The following is a 17,250-nucleotide window of genomic DNA, read 5'->3' as shown; positions in this document are numbered from 1 at the left end:
CATCTCCCCGTACACGTCACCGCCCCGGCTCAGTCCTTGAGCCGGGGCAGTACGTTTTCGCAGAACAGGTGCAGGCTGCGCCACCCCTCGTCGAGCGGCATGCCGCCCGACAGCGGATGCAGGACGACGGTGTCGGCGCCCTGGGCCAGGCACTCCTCGGGCGTCAGGATCCGGTAGACGCCCTCCGCGCGCAGCTCCTCGACCGTGGTCGCCGCCGACTTCACCGCGGAGCGGATGTCGGACGACTGCCAGGAGGCGTAGGTCCGCGCCTCGTGCAGGAAGTGCGCTCCGTGCTCGGCCCAGGTGCGGTCCGGGTCCTGCGACAGGTGCAGCAGCGCGGTCGTCTCGGCAGGCATCATGGTCCAGCCCTCGGTCCCGTACTCGGCGAGCCGCTCCTTGTAGTTGGCGTCGAGTCGCGGCAGATGCGCGCTCGGGAAGAACGGCAGGCCGAGCCGGGCCGCCCGGCGCGCGGCCGCCCGGGACGAGCCGCCGACGAGCAGGAGCGGATGCGGCTGCGTGAACGGCCGGGGCGTGACCCGCACCTGCCGGCCGCGGAACGTGAACTCCTCGCCGGACCAGGCCTTCAGCAGCGTCTCCAGGAGTTCGTCCTGGAGCCTGCCGCGCCGCGCCCACTCCACGCCGAACTGCGCGTACTCCTGCGGCCGGTACCCGATCCCGGCCACCGTCACCAGCCGGCCGCCGCTCAGCAGGTCCAGGACGGCGATGTCCTCGGCGAGGCGCAGCGGATCGTGCAGCGGGCCGATGATCGCGGAGACGGTGACCGCGATGCGGCGCGTCGCGCCCAGGACCGCGCCGGCGAAGGTGAACGGCGACGGCAGCCAGTTGTTGGCGACGCCGTGGTGCTCCTCGGTCTGCACCGTGTCCACGCCCCGGTCGTCGGCGTACGCCGCCATCTCGACCGCCGCCTTGTAGCGCGTGCTCAGCGACTCGGGGGTACCGGCGGGATCGACCAGGTTGAACCGTACGACGGAGACGGGCATCGAGAAGTCCCCCTTCACGCGGGCCGGGCTCGGTGAAGCACAGTGAAGGGGGACGGTAGCTGACGGGACGTCAGACGGCCAGAGGTTCGGGCTCCCGGCTCGCGGCCGGGGCCGCGGTGGTGTCCGCGGGCTTCGGCAGCGCCAGGTACAGCAGGCCGGAGACCACGATCGTGACGACCCAGCCGAGACCGTACTCGCCGATGAAGTTGTTCGTGGCGAGCGGCCCGGTGAACCAGTCGGAGGTGGTGAACAGCAGGCCCGAGACCAGGCCGACGGCCCAGGAGGCGACGGCCGCGGGGGAGAAGCCGCCCTTGTACCAGTAGGCGCTGGTGCGGCCCGTGTCGACGAGGGCCGCGGGGTCGTAGTGCTTGCGCGTGAACATGTCCGCGCCGAAGACGCCGACCCAGGCCGAGAAGGCGACGGCGAGCAGCGACAGGAAGGCGATGAACGAGCCCATGAAGCTCGTCGCCACCAGCATCAGGATGCCGCCGAAGATCAGCGAGATCACCGCGTTCACCGAGACGGCCCAGTGGCGCGGGATCTTGAAGCCGAGCGTCTGCGCGGTGAAGCCGGCCGAGTACATCGACATCGCGTTGATCAGCACCATGCCGACCAGCGCGATCAGCAGGTACGGCACCGCGATCCACATCGGCAGGATCTCGCCGAGGAAGGAGACCGGGTCCGCGGCCGAGGCCAGGTCCGGGGTGGAGACCGCCATGACGGCGCCCATCAGGACCATCGGCAGGACGACGATGCCGGCGCCGCCGATCGAGTTGCGCACGATCGCCGCGGAGGAGGCGGTGCGCGGCAGGTAGCGGGTGAAGTCGGGGGAGGACGGGATCCAGCTGACGCCGCCGGCGGCGATCATGCCGATGCCGGCCACCATCAGGGACGTCTGGCCCGCGGGCCGGTCGAAGACCTGCGACCAGTCGGTGTCGACGATCAGGTAGACCAGCACCATCACGGAGAAGAGACCGAAGAGGTACGTCGCATACTTGTTGCACTTCTGCACGACGTTGATGCCCAGGCCCGAGATCGCGAACGTGGCCACTACGAAGCAGAGCAGCGTCACGATCACCAGGAAGTCGTTCTGCGCGACACCGAAGACGATGTCGAGGACGGTGAGCACGGCGTACGCGCCCGTCACCGCGTTGATCGTCTCCCAGCCCCAGCGCGCCACCCAGATCAGCGAGCCCGGCAGCAGGTTGCCGCGCTGGCCGAAGACCGCCCGGGACAGCGCCATGCCGGGGGCGCCGCCCCGCTTGCCCGCGATGCCGATCAGGCCCACGAGCCCGTACGACACCATGGGCGCCGCGATCGCGACGACGACGGCCTGCCAGAAGTTGAGCTTGTACGCCACCACGAGGCTCGCGCCCATCGTGAGCAGCAGCACGCTGATGTTGGCCGCGACCCACGTGGGGAACAGCTCGCGGGTCTTGGCGGTGCGCTCGGCATCGGGGACGGGCTCGATGCCACGCGTCTCCAGGGCGCCTTCGGTTGCGGCGGTCTTGCTCATGCGGTGGGGTTCCGTGCCTCTGTGGGGTGGGGCGGAGTGAGGGATCGCGAGGGACTCTACGCGCGTTGATGCGACCACTACCATCGTAGTTTAGTCCGAGTAATGCCCTGGCGAGACCTTTGTCCTTTGGAGGATGCGACGAGAGCGGCTCCGCCGGGGCCCCATGGCTGATACTGGACGGGTTATGGACATCGTCATCCTTGCTGTAGTCATCGCCGTGGTCGTGATCGGCGCGCTCGGCGGGCTCGTGGTGGGCAGCCGCAAGAAGAAGCAGCTGCCGCCCCCGCCCCCCTCGGCGCCCGACATCACCGCCGCCCCGCCCACCGAGCCGCACGTCGGCGACGAGGCCGAGACGCCCCGCGACGAAGCGCGGCGCACGATCGAGGAGGTCGACCTCCCGGTCGCCGGCCCGGTCACCGAGGAGGTCATCGAGGAGCCGTCGGCGGCTCCCGAGGTAGAGGTGCCCGAGCCGACCGCGGGCCGCCTGGTGCGGCTGCGCACCCGGCTCTCCCGGTCGCAGAACGCGCTCGGCAAGGGGCTGCTCACACTCCTGTCCCGCGAGCACCTCGACGAGGACACCTGGGAGGAGATCGAGGACACGCTGCTCACCGCCGACGTCGGCGTGCAGCCCACCCAGGAGCTGGTCGAGCGGCTGCGCGCGCGTGTGAAGGTGCTCGGCACCCGCACCCCGGACGAGCTGCGCGGCCTGCTGCGCGAGGAGCTCCTCACGCTGGTCGTCCCCGAGTTCGACCGGACCGTGAAGACGGACTCCAATCTGGACACCCCGGGCATCGTCATGGTCGTCGGGGTCAACGGCACCGGCAAGACCACCACCACCGGCAAGCTCGCGCGCGTGCTCGTCGCCGACGGCAAGAACGTCATGCTCGGTGCCGCCGACACCTTCCGCGCCGCCGCGGCCGACCAGCTGCAGACGTGGGGCGAGCGGGTCGGCGCGCGTACGGTGCGCGGGCCCGAGGGCGGGGACCCGGCGTCCATCGCCTTCGACGCCGTGAAGGAAGGCATCGCGGCGGGCGCGGACGTCGTGCTCATCGACACCGCGGGCCGGCTGCACACCAAGACCGGCCTGATGGACGAGCTCGGCAAGGTCAAGCGCGTCGTGGAGAAGCACGCGCCGCTCGACGAGGTGCTGCTGGTCCTCGACGCCACGACGGGGCAGAACGGGCTGGTGCAGGCCCGGGTCTTCGCCGAGGTCGTCGACATCACGGGCATCGTGCTGACCAAGCTGGACGGTACGGCCAAGGGCGGCATCGTGGTCGCCGTGCAGCGGGAGCTGGGCGTGCCGGTGAAGCTCATCGGGCTCGGGGAGGGGGCGGACGACCTGGCGCCGTTCGAGCCCGAGGCGTTCGTGGACGCGTTGATCGGCGAATAGCTGGCCCGGCGCCGGACCGGCGCTGAGGAGCCTCACGTATGCGGGGAGTGGGGGGGCGGGGCGGCCCCCCCCCCCCCCGGCGGGGGGGGGCGGCGGGCGGGGGGGGGGGGGGGGGGGGGGGGGGGGGGGGGGGGGTGGGGGGGGGGGGGGGGGGGGGGGGGGGGGGGGGGCGGGGGGGGGGGGGGGGGCGCGGCGGGCCCGCGGCCCCACTCCCCGTTCTGCGGTCTGCGGCCTGCGGCCTGTGCGGGTCGGGCGCGGTTAGGTGCGGTTGCGTGCAGGGGGGGGGCGGCTCGGGTGCGGTCAGGGGCGGTTGCGGGCAGGGGAGCGGCTCGGGCGCGGTTACACGCTGGGCAGAGCGGTTCAGGCGCGGTCACGCGCAGGGGGTAGCGGTTCGGGCGTGGTCAGGCGCGGCTATACGCGGGGGCTGAGCGGGTTCAGGCGCGGTGAGACGCGGTCACGCGCAGGGGGTAGCGGTTCGGGCGTGGCCAGGCGCGGTTGCATGCAGGGGGAGCAGCTCGGGCGCGGTTATACGCGGGGGCTGAGCGGGTTCAGGCGCGACCACGCGCCGGGAGGAGCGGTTCGGGCGCGGTCAGACGCAGGGGGAGCGGTGGGCGGCGTACGCCAGGGTGCCCAGCAGCAGTCGCGCCTGCGGCGGCTGTGTCGCGGTGTCCAGGGACGGGGCGCGCAGCCAGGCCGCCGGGCCGAGGCCGCCGCGGTCGGAGGGCGGGGCCGTGATGTACGCCCCGGGGCCCAGCGCGTGCAGGTCGAGGGTCGCGTCGTCCCAGCCCGTGCGGTACAGCAGGGTCGGCAGCTGGGCGGCGGCGCCGGGCGCCACGAAGAAGTGGGCGCGGCCCTCGGGGGTGGCGATCACCGGGCCGAGGGGCAGGCCCATCCGCTCCAGGCGGATCAGGGCGCGCCGGCCGGCCGGCTCGGGGATGTCGATGACGTCGAAGGCGCGGCCCACCGGGAGCAGCACCGCGGCGCCGGGGAACCGGCTCCAGGAAGCGGTCACCTCGTCGAGGGTGGCGCCGGCCGGGACCACCGCGGTCGGGTCGAGCGGGTGGGCGCCGGGCGCCGGGCAGGCGGCCCTGCCGCAGGAACAGGCCGGTCCCACCGCGCGGGCGCCGGGGACCACGTCCCAACCCCATAAGCCGGTGAACTCCGCCACCGTGGTGCGGTCACAGGCGCGGCCGACCGCACGACCGCGACGTCGTGTGCTGGAGCGCATCTCGCGAATGCCGCCGATCGTGAAGCCCATGCCCCCTCCAACGGGTCCGGCGCGCCGGTGGTTACGTGACGGAATCGGATCGTTACCCAGTGTGCACGGACCGCCCGGTCATGGCGGAGCAACGTCGTATCCGGGGTGGTGAATCCATCACTGCACGCCGGTGGCGCACACCGTTTCGACTACTTCCGGCTGTCCTATGTCAAGTGAATCGCGTGTGGCTGCCGCTGAGTTCATTCGAAGGGGTGGCGAATGGTGGCGTTTCCGCGTTCGCCCTCGCCGGAGGGGTGATCGTAGGATTACTTTCAGTACACAGCGCCCTGGGGTATGTGCACCCGTGGGTATGCCAAGGGCAAGTCGCTTTCCTGTTCGAGGAGTGACAACTGGCGGACGGGAAGCCGTAGTTGACGGCATCCTGGTAAGGCTTGCGGTCGACAGTGGTCGATAGCGGTCGGCGGGGCGTGACAGTGGGTCTCAGGGACTTCAGGGATGGGGGCGTTCAGTGGGCGGCAGCGGCGGAAGCGTGACGAACGCTGAGAAGCGCCCGAACGAACTGCTCGGCTCGTGGTTCATGCGCAGCGGCTGGTCCAAGGGCGAGCTGGCGCGCCAAGTGAACCGGCGAGCGCGGCAGTTGGGTGCGAACCACATCTCCACCGACACCTCCCGGGTGCGGCGCTGGCTCGACGGGGAGAATCCGCGCGAGCCGATCCCGCGCATCCTCAGCGAGCTGTTCTCCGAGCGGTTCGGCTGCGTGGTCGCCGTCGAGGACCTGGGCCTGCGGGCAGCACACCAGGCGCCCTCGGTCTCCGGGGTCGACCTGCCGTGGACGGGGCCCCAGACCGTCGCGCTCATCGGCGAGTTCTCGCGCAGCGACCTCATGCTGGCCCGCCGCGGCTTCCTCGGCAGCTCGCTCGCCCTCGCCGCGGGACCCTCGCTCATCGAGCCGATGCAGCGCTGGCTGGTGCCGGGCCCGGGCGGCGCGAAGTCCGGCGTCGAGCCCGAGTCCACCGGACAGCGCCGGGGGAACCGGCTGTCCCGGCCGGAGCTGGACCTGCTGGAGTCCACCACCGTCATGTTCCGCCAGTGGGACGCGCAGTGCGGCGGCGGTCTGCGCCGCAAGGCGGTCGTGGGGCAGCTGCACGAGGTCACAGACCTCCTCCAGGAGCCGCAGCCCGAGGCCACCACGAGGCGCCTGTTCAAGGTCGCGGCCGAACTGGCCGAGCTGGCCGGGTGGATGAGCTACGACGTAGGCCTGCAGCCCACCGCGCAGAAGTACTTCGTGCTCGCCCTGCACGCCGCGAAGGAAGCCGGCGACAAGCCGCTCGGCTCGTACGTCCTGAGCAGCATGAGCCGGCAGATGATCCACCTCGGCCGCCCCGAGGACGCCCTGGAGCTCATCCACCTCGCGCAGTACGGCAGCCGCGACTGCGCCGGCCCGCGCACCCAGTCCATGCTGTATGCGATGGAGGCCCGCGCGTATGCGAACATGGGGCAGCCGGGCAAGTGCAAGCGCGCCGTGCGCATGGCCGAGGACACCTTCACCGACGCCGAGGACTGGGACGACCCGGACCCCGACTGGATCCGCTTCTTCTCCGAGGCCGAACTGCACGGCGAGAACAGCCACTCCTTCCGCGACCTCGCCTACGTGGCGGGCCGCAGCCCCACCTACGCCTCGATGGCCGAGCCCGTGATGCAGCAGGCCGTCGAGCTGTTCGGCAAGGACAGCGAGCACCAGCGGTCGTACGCACTGAACCTGATCGGCATGGCCACCGTGCACCTGATCCAGCGGGAGCCCGAGCAGGCCACCGTGCTGGCCGAGCGGGCGCTCTCCATCGCCCGCAAGGTCCGCTCCGAGCGCGTCAACACCCGTATCCGCAAGACCGTGGACACCGCGGTGCGCGACTTCGGGGACGTCGCGGAGGTCCTGCAGCTGACCGAACAGCTCGCCGTCCACCTGCCCGAGACCGCCGAAGCGGCTGTCTGACAGCCCGTGCGCGCCGGCCGCGGCCGACCGTCCCCTCACCATCCGACTCGGCTCCCCCAGCCAGGTCAGCACGGACGGAAGACCGCGGCCGGTCTCTCCTCACCCCGCCCGCCGCGCCTGCACCACGCCCGGCGCCGCCGCCATCCGGCACTTCACCTACGCGTAACACCCAGGACCTCTTCGTCACTGCGGCGAAACATCGAGGGGCACCCCCGGAAACCGCGCTGCGCCAATCTTCTGGCGCATAACCGGCCCACCCCTCATGACCGCTTCTGGCTTCGCCCGCACGGGGCCGTACCAATGACGAGGAGACGCCGATGGCACCAGCCGCCATCACGCTCGCCGCGGAGGCACCCAAGCTCTCCGCCGCGAACACAGGCTTCATGTTGATCTGTTCCGCCCTGGTGATGCTCATGACGCCGGGCCTGGCCTTCTTCTACGGAGGCATGGTCCGGGTCAAGAGCACCCTGAACATGCTGATGATGAGCTTCATCAGCCTCGGGATCGTCACGATCCTGTGGGTGCTGTACGGCTTCTCCCTCGCGTTCGGCAGCGACAAGGGGTCGCTCGTCGGCTGGGACGGCGACTTCGTCGGCCTCAGCGGGATCGGGCTGACCCAGCTGTGGGACGGCTACACCGTCCCCGTCTACGTCTTCGCCGTCTTCCAGCTGATGTTCGCCATCATCACGCCCGCCCTGATCAGCGGCGCCCTCGCGGACCGCGTGAAGTTCACGGCCTGGGCGCTGTTCATCACCCTGTGGGCCACGATCGTCTACTTCCCGGTCGCGCACTGGGTCTGGGGGACCGGCGGCTGGGCCTTCGACCTCGGCGTCATCGACTTCGCGGGCGGCACGGCCGTGCACATCAACGCCGGCGCGGCGGCCCTCGGCGTCATCCTCGTCATCGGCAAGCGCGCCGGGTTCAAGAAGGACCCGATGCGGCCGCACTCGCTGCCCTGGACGATGCTGGGCGCGGGCCTCCTCTGGTTCGGCTGGTTCGGCTTCAACGCCGGTTCCTGGCTCGGCAACGACGACGGCGTCGGCGCGCTGATGTTCGTCAACACCCAGGTCGCCACCGCCGCCGCCATGCTCGCCTGGCTCCTCTACGAGAAGCTGCGCCACGGCGCGTTCACCTCCCTCGGCGCCGCCTCCGGTGCCGTCGCCGGACTCGTCGCGATCACCCCCTCCGGTGGCGCGGTCTCCCCGCTCGGCGCGATCGCCGTCGGCGTGATCGCCGGTGTGCTGTGCGCCATGGCCGTCGGCCTCAAGTACAAGTTCGGCTACGACGACTCCCTCGACGTCGTCGGCGTCCACCTGGTCGGCGGCATCGCCGGCTCCCTGCTCATCGGCTTCTTCGCCACCGGCGGCGGCCAGTCCGACGTGGCCGGCCTCTTCTACGGCGGCGGCCTCACCCAGTTCTGGAAGCAGTGCGCCGGGGTCGGCGGCGTCCTCGCCTACTCCCTCGTCGTCTCCGCGGTCCTCGCCTTCCTCATCGACAAGACCCTGGGCATGCGGGTCAGCGAGGACGTCGAGGTCAGCGGCATCGACCAGGTCGAGCACGCCGAGACCGCCTACGACTTCAGCGGCGCCGGCGGCGGCACCGCCACCCGGGCGCCCCTGCCCACCCCGGCCGCCACGGCCGCTCCGAGCACCAAGAAGGTGGACGCATGAAGCTGATCACCGCCGTCGTCAAGCCGCACCGGCTCGACGAGATCAAGGAAGCGCTCCAGGCCTTCGGCGTCCAGGGCCTGACCGTGACGGAGGCCAGCGGGTACGGCCGCCAGCGCGGGCACACCGAGGTCTACCGCGGTGCCGAGTACACCGTCGACCTGGTGCCCAAGATCCGCATCGAGGTCCTGGTCGAGGACGACGACGCCGAACAACTCGTCGAAGTCGTCGTAAAAGCCGCGCGTACCGGCAAGATCGGTGACGGCAAGGTCTGGGCGGTCCCCGTCGAGACGGCCGTGCGGGTCCGGACCGGCGAGCGCGGTCCGGACGCGCTGTAACCGATTCGACGGACGGAACGGGAGTCGCTGGGTGACGAGTGTGAACGACGTACGGACCGACGAAGCGGACGACGAACCCGGCGGCTACGCGGCGGCCCGGCTGCGCCTCCTCCAAGGAGAGGCGCGGTCCGGGCCGCCGCGCCGCTCCGCCCTCGCGGACCTGACCGACCGCTGGCTGGCGCAGCTGTTCCACGCCGGAACGCCCGGCCCGGGTGTCTCGCTGGTCGCCGTCGGCGGCTACGGGCGCGGCGAACTCTCCCCGCGCAGCGACCTCGACCTGCTGCTCCTGCACGACGGCTCGGCCGACCCGGACGCCGTCGCCGCCCTCGCCGACCGCGTCTGGTACCCGGTCTGGGACCTCGGCCTCGCCCTCGACCACTCCGTGCGCACCCCCGCGGAAGCACGCAAGACCGCCGGCGACGACCTCAAGGTGCAGCTGGGGCTGCTCGACGCCCGCCACCTCGCGGGCGACGCCGGGCTCACCACCGGGCTGCGCACCGCCGTCCTCGCCGACTGGCGCAACCAGGCGCCCAAGCGCCTGCCCGAACTGCGCGAACTGTGCGAGGAACGCGCCGAGCGCCAGGGCGAACTGCAGTACCTTCTCGAACCCGACCTGAAGGAAGCGCGCGGCGGACTGCGCGACGCCACCGCACTGCGGGCCGTCGCCGCGTCGTGGCTGGCCGACGCGCCGCGCGAAGGGCTCGCCGACGCCCGCCGCCGCCTCCTCGACGTGCGCGACGCGCTGCATCTGGCGACCGGCCGCGCCACCGACCGGCTCGCCCTCCAGGAGCAGGACCAGGTCGCCGCCGCCCTCGGTCTGCTCGACGCCGACACCCTGCTGCGCCAGGTCTACGAAGCGGCCCGCAGGGTGTCGTACGCGAGCGACGTCACCTGGCGCGAGGTCGCCCGGGTCCTCAAGTCCCGCTCCGTCCGCCCCCGTCTGCGCGCCATGCTCGGCGGCAGGACCGCGCCCGTCGAGCGGTCGCCGCTCGCCGAGGGCGTCGTCGAGATGGACGGCGAGGTCGTGCTCGCCCGCGCGGCCCGGCCCGAGCGGGACCCGGTGCTGCCGCTGCGCGCGGCCGCCGCCGCGGCCCAGGCCGGCCTGCCGCTGTCGCTGCACGCGGTCCGGCGGCTGGCCGCGGCCACCCGGCCGCTGCCCACCCCCTGGCCCGCCGAGGCCCGCGAACAACTCGTGACCCTGCTCGGCGCCGGCCGCACCACGGTGGAGGTCTGGGAGGCCCTCGAGGCCGAGGGGCTGATCACCCGGCTGCTGCCGGACTGGGAGCGGGTCCGCTGCCGGCCGCAGCGCAACGCCGTGCACACCTGGACCGTCGACCGCCACCTCGTCGAGACCGCCGTGCAGGCCGCGGAGCTGACGCGCCGGGTGGGCCGGCCCGACCTGCTGCTCGTGGCGGCGCTGCTGCACGACATCGGCAAGGGCTGGCCCGGCGACCACTCGGTGGCGGGCGAGACCATCGCCCGGGACGTCGCGGCGCGGATCGGCTTCGACCGGGCCGACGCCGGGACGCTCGCCACCCTCGTCCGGCACCATCTGCTGCTCATCGAGACCGCCACCCGGCGCGACCTGGACGACCCGGCCACCGTCCGCGCCGTCGCCGAGGCGGTGGGTTCGCACGGGACACTGGAGCTGCTGCACGCCCTGACCGAGGCGGACGCGCTCGCCACCGGCCCGGCCGCCTGGTCGGCCTGGCGCGGATCGCTCGTGGCCGACCTGGTCAAGCGGGTCGCCGCGGTGCTCGCCGGGGACGCCCCGGTCGACCCCGACGCCGCCGAGCCCACCGCGGAGGAGGAACGGCTCGCGGTCGAGGCCCACCGCACCGGCGGACCGGTCCTGACGCTGCGGGCGCAGACGGACGCGGCGCCCCCCGCGGAGGAGACCGGCGACGCGCTCGCGCCGGAGCCGCAGGGCGTCGAACTGCTCATCGCCGTACCGGATCAGCCCGGGGTCCTCCCGGCAGTGGCCGGGGTGCTCGCCATGCACCGGCTGACCGTGCGCACCGCGGAACTGCGGACCCTGTCGCTGCCCGAGGAGTGGAGCCAGGGCGCGCGGCCGCGGAAGGAGGAGGGCCGCCCCGCAGAAGGGCGCGCTGTCCTGCTGCTGAACTGGCGGGTCGCTGCCGAGTACGGGTCGCTGCCGCAGGCCGCCCGGCTCCGCGCCGATCTCGTCCGCGCCCTCGACGGCTCGCTCGACATCGCGGCGCGCCTCGCCGAGCGGGACGCCGCCTACCCGCGGCGGCGCGGCGCGGTGGCGCCCCCGCCCCGGGTCACGGTGGCGCCGGCCGGCTCCCGGCTGGCGACCGTCATCGAGGTGCGGGCCCAGGACGCCCCGGGGCTGCTGCACCGGATCGGACGCGCGCTCGAACTCTCCCACGTGCGCATGCGCTCGGCACACGTCTCCACGCTGGGCGCCAACGCGGTGGACGCCTTCTACGTCACCGGGCCCGAGGGAGCGCCGCTGCCCTCGGAAGAGGCGGTATCGGTGGCGCGCTCGCTGGAGGAGGCCCTGCGACCGAGCCCGTCCGGCGTCTGACCGGCACACGCCGGGGAGGGGCGGCCCCAATGCCTTACGTGGCGGCTTGTCCGGGGCGGGCCTTGCAGCCTTCTGCGGCACCCCGGCCGGGGTGGGCCTCCACGCCTTACGTGGCGGCCCCTCCGGTGTGGGCTTCCACGCCTGTCGTAGCGGCCCCTCCGGGGTGGGCCTCGACGCCTTCAGTGACGGCCCCTCCGGGGCGGGCCTCGACGCCTTCCACAGGAGCCCGTGCGGGGCGGGCCGCAGGGGGCGGAACGGCGTCCGCCGGGTAGCCGGCTTCATGCGCGGCTGACGGGGCGCAGACCCAATCCGCCGCGACCGATACCCTGGAAGGCGACCTGTCCGTAGAGCCACCCGACCCGAGGATTCGCGACCGCCGTGTTCGACACTCTTTCCGATCGCCTCGCAGCGACATTCAAGAATCTCCGCGGCAAGGGTCGCCTCAGCGAGGCGGACATCGACGCCACGGCGCGCGAGATCCGGATCGCCCTGCTGGAAGCCGACGTCGCCCTGCCCGTCGTCCGCGCCTTCATCAAGCAGGTGAAGGAACGGGCGGCAGGCGCCGAGGTCTCCCAGGCGCTGAACCCCGCCCAGCAGGTCATCAAGATCGTCAACGAGGAGCTCATCGGCATCCTCGGTGGCGAGACCCGCCGCCTGCGCTTCGCCAAGACCGCGCCCACCGTGATCATGCTCGCGGGTCTGCAGGGTGCCGGTAAGACGACCCTCGCGGGCAAGCTCGGCCACTGGCTCAAGACCCAGGGCCACTCGCCGCTGCTCGTCGCCTGTGACCTCCAGCGCCCGAACGCCGTGAACCAGCTCAGCGTCGTCGCCGAGCGCGCCGGCGTCGGCATCTACGCCCCGGAGCCGGGCAACGGCGTGGGTGACCCGGTCAAGGTCGCCAAGGACTCCATCGAGTACGCGAAGTCCAAGGTCTTCGATGTCGTCATCGTCGACACCGCCGGCCGCCTGGGCATCGACCAGGAGCTGATGCAGCAGGCCGCGGACATCCGCGACGCGGTCTCCCCGGACGAGGTCCTGTTCGTCGTCGACGCCATGATCGGTCAGGACGCGGTCAACACGGCCGAGGCCTTCCGCGACGGCGTCGGCTTCGACGGCGTCGTGCTGTCGAAGCTCGACGGTGACGCGCGTGGTGGCGCGGCGCTGTCGATCGCCCACGTCACCGGCCGCCAGATCATGTTCGCCTCCAACGGCGAGAAGCTGGACGACTTCGACGCCTTCCACCCGGACCGGATGGCGTCCCGCATCCTCGGCATGGGCGACATGCTCACGCTGATCGAGAAGGCCGAGCAGACCTTCTCGCAGCAAGAGGCCGAGAAGATGGCCTCGAAGCTGGCCTCCAAGAAGGGCCAGGACTTCACGCTCGACGACTTCCTGGCGCAGATGGAGCAGGTCAGGAAGATGGGCTCCATCTCCAAGCTGCTCGGCATGCTGCCGGGGATGGCCCAGATGAAGGACCAGATCGCCAACCTCGACGAGCGCGACGTCGACCGCACCGCCGCCATCATCAAGTCGATGACCCCGGCCGAGCGCGCCGACGCCTCGATCATCAACGGCTCGCGCCGCGCCCGTATCGCCAAGGGCTCCGGCGTCGACGTGAGCGCGGTCAAGAACCTGGTCGAGCGGTTCTTCGAGGCCCGCAAGATGATGTCCCGCATGGCCCAGGGCGGCGGCATGCCGGGGATGCCCGGACTGCCCGGCATGGGCGGTGGCGCCGGCCGGCAGAAGAAGCAGGCGAAGAAGGCCAAGGGCAAGCAGCGCTCCGGAAACCCCATGAAGCGCAAGCAGCAGGAGCAGGAGGAGGCCGCCCGGCGGGCGGCCGCCGCCGAGGCGGGCGGCGCGCTCGGCCTGCCCGGCGCCGGGCAGGGCGGCAAGGACTTCGAACTGCCCGACGAGTTCAAGAAGTTCATGGGCTGACGTCATGGACCGGTGACCTTTCCGTACGCGGAGGGGTGAGGGGCGCTCGCTGGTGCGGGCGCCCCTCACCCCTGTACGGAGGTGGTCAGGCGGCCCGCGTGGCGGCCCCGCGTATCTCCGCGCCGTGGGCCAGGCCCGCCGGGTCGAGGCCGAGCGCCGCCGCGGCGGTGGCGCCCACGTCGGCCAGGCTCGCCGCGTCGGGCAGCAGCTCGACGCCCACGGCCTCGGGGCGGTGGATCAGGACGGGGACGTACTCGCGCGTGTGGAAGGCGTGCCCGATCGTCGGGTCGTTCCCGTGGTCGCCCGTGACGATCAGGCGGTCCCCGGGCTCGGACAGCAGGGACACCAGCGCCGCCAGGCCCGCGTCGACCTGCTCCAGGATGCGTCCGTACCGCTCGACGTCCTGCTGGTGCCCCGCGAGGTCGCTCTCCTGCACATTGGCCACGACCAGCGCGGCACCCTCGGCGCGGACCGCCTCCAGCGTGTGCGCGAGGACCTCCGCCGTGTCCACGGCGGGCCGGCGCACCGCCGCCTCGCAGGCCAGGATGTCCGCGGCCTTGCCGACGAGCGTCACGGGCACGCCCGCCCGCGCCGCCAGCCCCGGCAGCTGTCGGGTGTGGTCGAGCTCGGCCCCCAGATGTTGCACCTGCAGCCCGCCGTTGCGGTAGAACCCGGTCGCCGGGGTGTCCAAGCCGACCGTGCCGCCCTCGCCCGGGCGCACGAACGCGCTCAGCGGCCCGTCCGCGTGACCGCCGACCGCGATGACCCGGGCCACCGGGGCGATCGTCCGGACCGTGCGCGCGATGGCCAGGACGGCGTCGAAACCGACGGCGTCGAGCCCGCCCGACGCGTTCCAGTTGATCCCCGGGTCCGCCTCCAGGTTGTCGTGCACGAGGACTGTGCCGTCCACGACCAACAGGGGCTTACCGTCCAGGAGTTCGACCTTGTGGCCCGCGTCCGTGAGGACCCGCTCCACCGCGTCCAGGTGCTCCGCGAGCCGCGCCACCGTCACCCGGCTGAAGTCCGCGCCCATCATCGTCTGGTGCCCGGCGAAGGTGTCCGCTCCCGGATAGCCGAGCGCCGCCCGGCCCACGGCCACCGGCAACGCGGTGCCGGCGGCCAGGTCGGGGTGCGGGTGGACCAGGCCGAGGCCGAGCGCACCGAGGACGGGCAGCCGCAGCGGCCTGCCGAACGCCTCCCGGCACCGGTCCAGCACGTGCCCGCAGGTGTCGGCCGCCAGGTCGCCGGGGCGCAGCGCGCCCGCGTCCGGCATGGCACCGACGCCGAACCCGTCCACCACCACGATCACGGTCCTGCTCATGAGAGGGCCTTCCCTTGCGCGTCGTACAGCCCGATGAGCCGCGGTGTCCCCGTCGAGAGGCCGGCCACCACCGCGACCGTCGAGCGCGTCACGAAGATCTGCGTGCGGAACGCCAGCAGAGCGGTGTCACCGACCTTGAGGTCCGCACCGGTCCCGTCGAGGTCCGCGCCGGACCCGGGCGCGTCGAGCAGCCGGTAGTAGTCGATGTTCTCCGGCGGCGCCTCCTGCACCGGCAGGCGCATGCCGGTGCGGGGCAGGAGCGCCGAGGTGGGGTGCGAACGCGCGTAGAAGCCGCCGCCGAAGACGGCGGGCCGGCCGTCGGCGAGAGTGTGCGCCACCTCGGTGACGTACACATAGGCGGGCGTCTCGGGCTGGCTGAGGTCCCGCGCGTGCAGGGGAGTGGTGCCGGTGAGGGAGTGGCCGGGCTCGCCGTGCGTGGCGCCGAGCTCGGCGAGGAGCGGGAGCGTCGCCATGGACGTGGCGCTGGGGGCGCTCAGTTTGAGGTCCTCGTGCCCGCGCGCGGCCAGTACCCGGCGTGCCGCGAGGGCGAGTTCGAAGTTGGCCGTGGGCGCGGGCAGCCCTGTCCGTGGATCACACAACACGCACGGGAAAGCGGTGACCCCGGCGATCCGCACCCCGGGGAGCCGCTCCACGGCTGCCGCGAACGTCTCCATGCCGGCGAGCGGGACGCCGCCCTCCTGCCCGGGGTACACCGTCCCCGGCGCCCCTTCGAGCCGGACCAGGATGTCCTGCACCAGGCCGAGTCCGAGCGCCGCGTCGGACACCGCCCGCGCGTTCGCCAGGTCGTAGACGGTCACCGTCTCGGGGCGCCAGGCCAGCATCTCGGGCAGCGCGCGGCGCGGGATCTGGACCAGGTGCCCGAGATTGCCCGCCTGCGCGCCGGCCGCGTGCAGGGTCCGGGCCTCGGGCGGATCGATGGCGGCGTACTTCGGGATGTGCCGGGCGATGGCCCTGATCAGCTCGGGGTTGCGGCCGAGCTGCTTGACGACGAACCACAGGCTCAGGCCGAGCCGCTCGGCCTCGGCCGCCAGCAGCGACGCGTTCCCCTCGATCGCGTCGAGGTCCATCACATAGGTGTCCGGCGGGATCGCGCCGCGCCGGTGGAGATCGGTCGCCGCGTCGATCAGCGCGGGATTGCGGGCGAGCAGACTGTCGAGGAACACGGTCGGTCAGTCCTTGCTGAGTTCGTGGAGCGAGCGGCGCAGGACGGCGATGACCAGATCGGCGCCCGCGCGCATCGGGTTGATTCGGACCGTCCAGTCGGCGAGCCCGGGAGCGTCGTCGAGGGACGAGCTGGACATCCGGTAGAAGAGCGGCGCGATCTCGTACCGGGAGTTGGAGCCCACCGGGTAGGGCGCCGCCCCGAACCTCGCCGCCACGGCGGGCAACTCCCGCGCCACCGGCCGGTCGAGCCGCACCAGCAGACAGCGGTCCTGCGCGTTGGCGAGCCGCACCTCGGCGACGCCCGGCACCTCACCGGCCGTGAGGCGCTCGGCCACTTCCGCGCCGACCCGGGACTGCAGCGCCCACATCACCGGCACGTGCGTGAGCGCGCGCAGCGCGTCGAGCGCCTGGTGGCCCTGGACCTGGCCGCCTCCGGAGTAGTTGTCCGCGCGCACGTGCTCGACGAGGTCCCGGGCGCCGACGACGGCGCCGACGCCCTCGGGCCCGTGCAGCTTGAACAGGGAGAAGCAGGAGGCGTCGGCGCCCAGCTCGACACCGCAGGCCGGGACGCGCAGCACGGCGTAGTTGTCGTCGACGACGGTGCGGACCCCGGCCGCGCGGCAGGCCGCCAGCACGGCGCCCGGGTCGTACGCGTCGGCGAGCCGCTGGCGGGTGTGCTGCACGTACGCCCAGCGGAACCGCCCTGAGGCCAGCGCCGTCCGCAGCGCGTCGGAGTCGTTGAAGTCGACTTCGTGCGCCCGCACCCCGAGGCCCCGCAGGGTGACCTCGGTGGTGCGGTAGACGGGTGCCTGGTGGAGGAGCAGCGGGTCGCCCGCGCGCACCGCCGCACTCAGGGCGGCCCGGATGGCGCCCGTGCCCGCCCCCTGGACGAGGGCGGCGTCCTCGGCGCCGAAGAAGTCGGCGAGGACGGCTTCCACTTGTGCGGTGGTCCGGGGGCGACCCAGGCCAGGCACCACGCCCGCGTCCGCGGCGAAGAGCTCGGCACCCTGGAAGTGGGCGGCCGTGCACTCCAGCAGCCGGAACTGCTTGGCCGCGGCCTCTTCCACCGGGACGGTGGCGAGCGGGTGGGTCATCGGCAGGGCGGGCGGCCGGGCGGGGGAGTCGGTCGGGGTCATG

12 protein-coding genes are annotated in these 17,250 nt (G+C 72.8%); 6 read left to right on the top strand and 6 right to left on the bottom strand.

Features of this window, described 5'->3' with window-relative positions; translation table 11 throughout:
- Positions 1 to 29 precede the first annotated feature (29 nt).
- Together ACIBW6_RS24985 and ACIBW6_RS24980 are read right to left on the bottom strand one after the other, a co-directional pair.
- On the bottom strand, positions 30 to 1,001 hold the full coding sequence (locus ACIBW6_RS24985; RefSeq protein WP_399063250.1) for an LLM class flavin-dependent oxidoreductase: 972 nt from the start codon (positions 999 to 1,001) through the stop codon (positions 30 to 32).
- A 70-nt stretch (positions 1,002 to 1,071) separates the two neighbouring features.
- Positions 1,072 to 2,517, bottom strand: a complete 1,446-nt coding sequence (locus tag ACIBW6_RS24980) for a cytosine permease (protein WP_399063248.1) — start codon at positions 2,515 to 2,517, stop codon at positions 1,072 to 1,074.
- Positions 2,518 to 2,701: 184 nt separating this feature from the next.
- Here ACIBW6_RS24980 and ftsY point away from each other — a divergent pair, with 184 nt between their 5' ends.
- Positions 2,702 to 3,907, top strand: coding sequence for a signal recognition particle-docking protein FtsY (gene ftsY / locus ACIBW6_RS24975; protein WP_399063246.1), 1,206 nt, complete (start codon positions 2,702 to 2,704; stop codon positions 3,905 to 3,907).
- 589 nt (positions 3,908 to 4,496) lie between these two features.
- On the opposite strand, the gene ACIBW6_RS24970 is transcribed toward ftsY, so the two are convergent.
- Entirely contained in the window at positions 4,497 to 5,165 is a 669-nt protein-coding gene (locus tag ACIBW6_RS24970) for a bifunctional DNA primase/polymerase (protein WP_399063244.1), read from the bottom strand.
- 469 nt (positions 5,166 to 5,634) lie between these two features.
- Here ACIBW6_RS24970 and ACIBW6_RS24965 point away from each other — a divergent pair, with 469 nt between their 5' ends.
- From ACIBW6_RS24965 to ffh, 5 genes are all read left to right on the top strand, one after another.
- Entirely contained in the window at positions 5,635 to 7,116 is a 1,482-nt protein-coding gene (locus ACIBW6_RS24965; protein ID WP_399063243.1) for a hypothetical protein, read from the top strand.
- Between the two features lie 317 nt (positions 7,117 to 7,433).
- Positions 7,434 to 8,786: an ammonium transporter gene (locus ACIBW6_RS24960; protein ID WP_399063241.1), complete on the top strand. Its 1,353-nt coding sequence runs from the start codon at positions 7,434 to 7,436 to the stop codon at positions 8,784 to 8,786.
- Positions 8,783 to 9,121, top strand: coding sequence for a P-II family nitrogen regulator (locus tag ACIBW6_RS24955; protein ID WP_356493199.1), 339 nt, complete (start codon positions 8,783 to 8,785; stop codon positions 9,119 to 9,121). Before ACIBW6_RS24960 ends, ACIBW6_RS24955 begins: the two co-directional genes overlap by 4 nt.
- A gap of 31 nt (positions 9,122 to 9,152) precedes the next feature.
- Positions 9,153 to 11,672 carry a [protein-PII] uridylyltransferase gene (locus ACIBW6_RS24950; RefSeq protein WP_399063238.1) on the top strand — a complete coding sequence of 840 codons (2,520 nt, stop codon included), beginning with the start codon at positions 9,153 to 9,155 and terminating at the stop codon, positions 11,670 to 11,672.
- A 378-nt stretch (positions 11,673 to 12,050) separates the two neighbouring features.
- Complete coding sequence (ffh, locus tag ACIBW6_RS24945) at positions 12,051 to 13,607, top strand: signal recognition particle protein (RefSeq protein WP_399063237.1); 1,557 nt, start codon at positions 12,051 to 12,053, stop codon at positions 13,605 to 13,607.
- Positions 13,608 to 13,692: 85 nt separating this feature from the next.
- Here ffh and ACIBW6_RS24940 read toward each other — a convergent pair whose 3' ends face one another.
- From ACIBW6_RS24940 to ACIBW6_RS24930, 3 genes are read right to left on the bottom strand one after another with little or no spacing between them, the layout of a single operon-like run.
- Positions 13,693 to 14,928 carry a phosphopentomutase gene (locus tag ACIBW6_RS24940; RefSeq protein ID WP_399063235.1) on the bottom strand — a complete coding sequence of 412 codons (1,236 nt, stop codon included), beginning with the start codon at positions 14,926 to 14,928 and terminating at the stop codon, positions 13,693 to 13,695.
- Positions 14,925 to 16,112, bottom strand: coding sequence for an alanine racemase (locus ACIBW6_RS24935; RefSeq protein ID WP_399063233.1), 1,188 nt, complete (start codon positions 16,110 to 16,112; stop codon positions 14,925 to 14,927). Before ACIBW6_RS24935 ends, ACIBW6_RS24940 begins: the two co-directional genes overlap by 4 nt.
- A 6-nt stretch (positions 16,113 to 16,118) precedes the next feature.
- Positions 16,119 to 17,249: an aminotransferase class V-fold PLP-dependent enzyme gene (locus ACIBW6_RS24930; RefSeq protein WP_399063231.1), complete on the bottom strand. Its 1,131-nt coding sequence runs from the start codon at positions 17,247 to 17,249 to the stop codon at positions 16,119 to 16,121.
- Position 17,250: the final 1 nt, after the last annotated feature.

Origin of the sequence: Streptomyces sp. NPDC049813 (assembly GCF_044465085.1) — a bacterium.
In the GTDB taxonomy this organism is placed as follows: Bacteria; Actinomycetota; Actinomycetes; order Streptomycetales; family Streptomycetaceae; genus Streptomyces.
The sequence above is the reverse complement of the archived record's forward strand: the minus strand, read 5'-3'. Positions and strand labels throughout refer to the sequence as shown.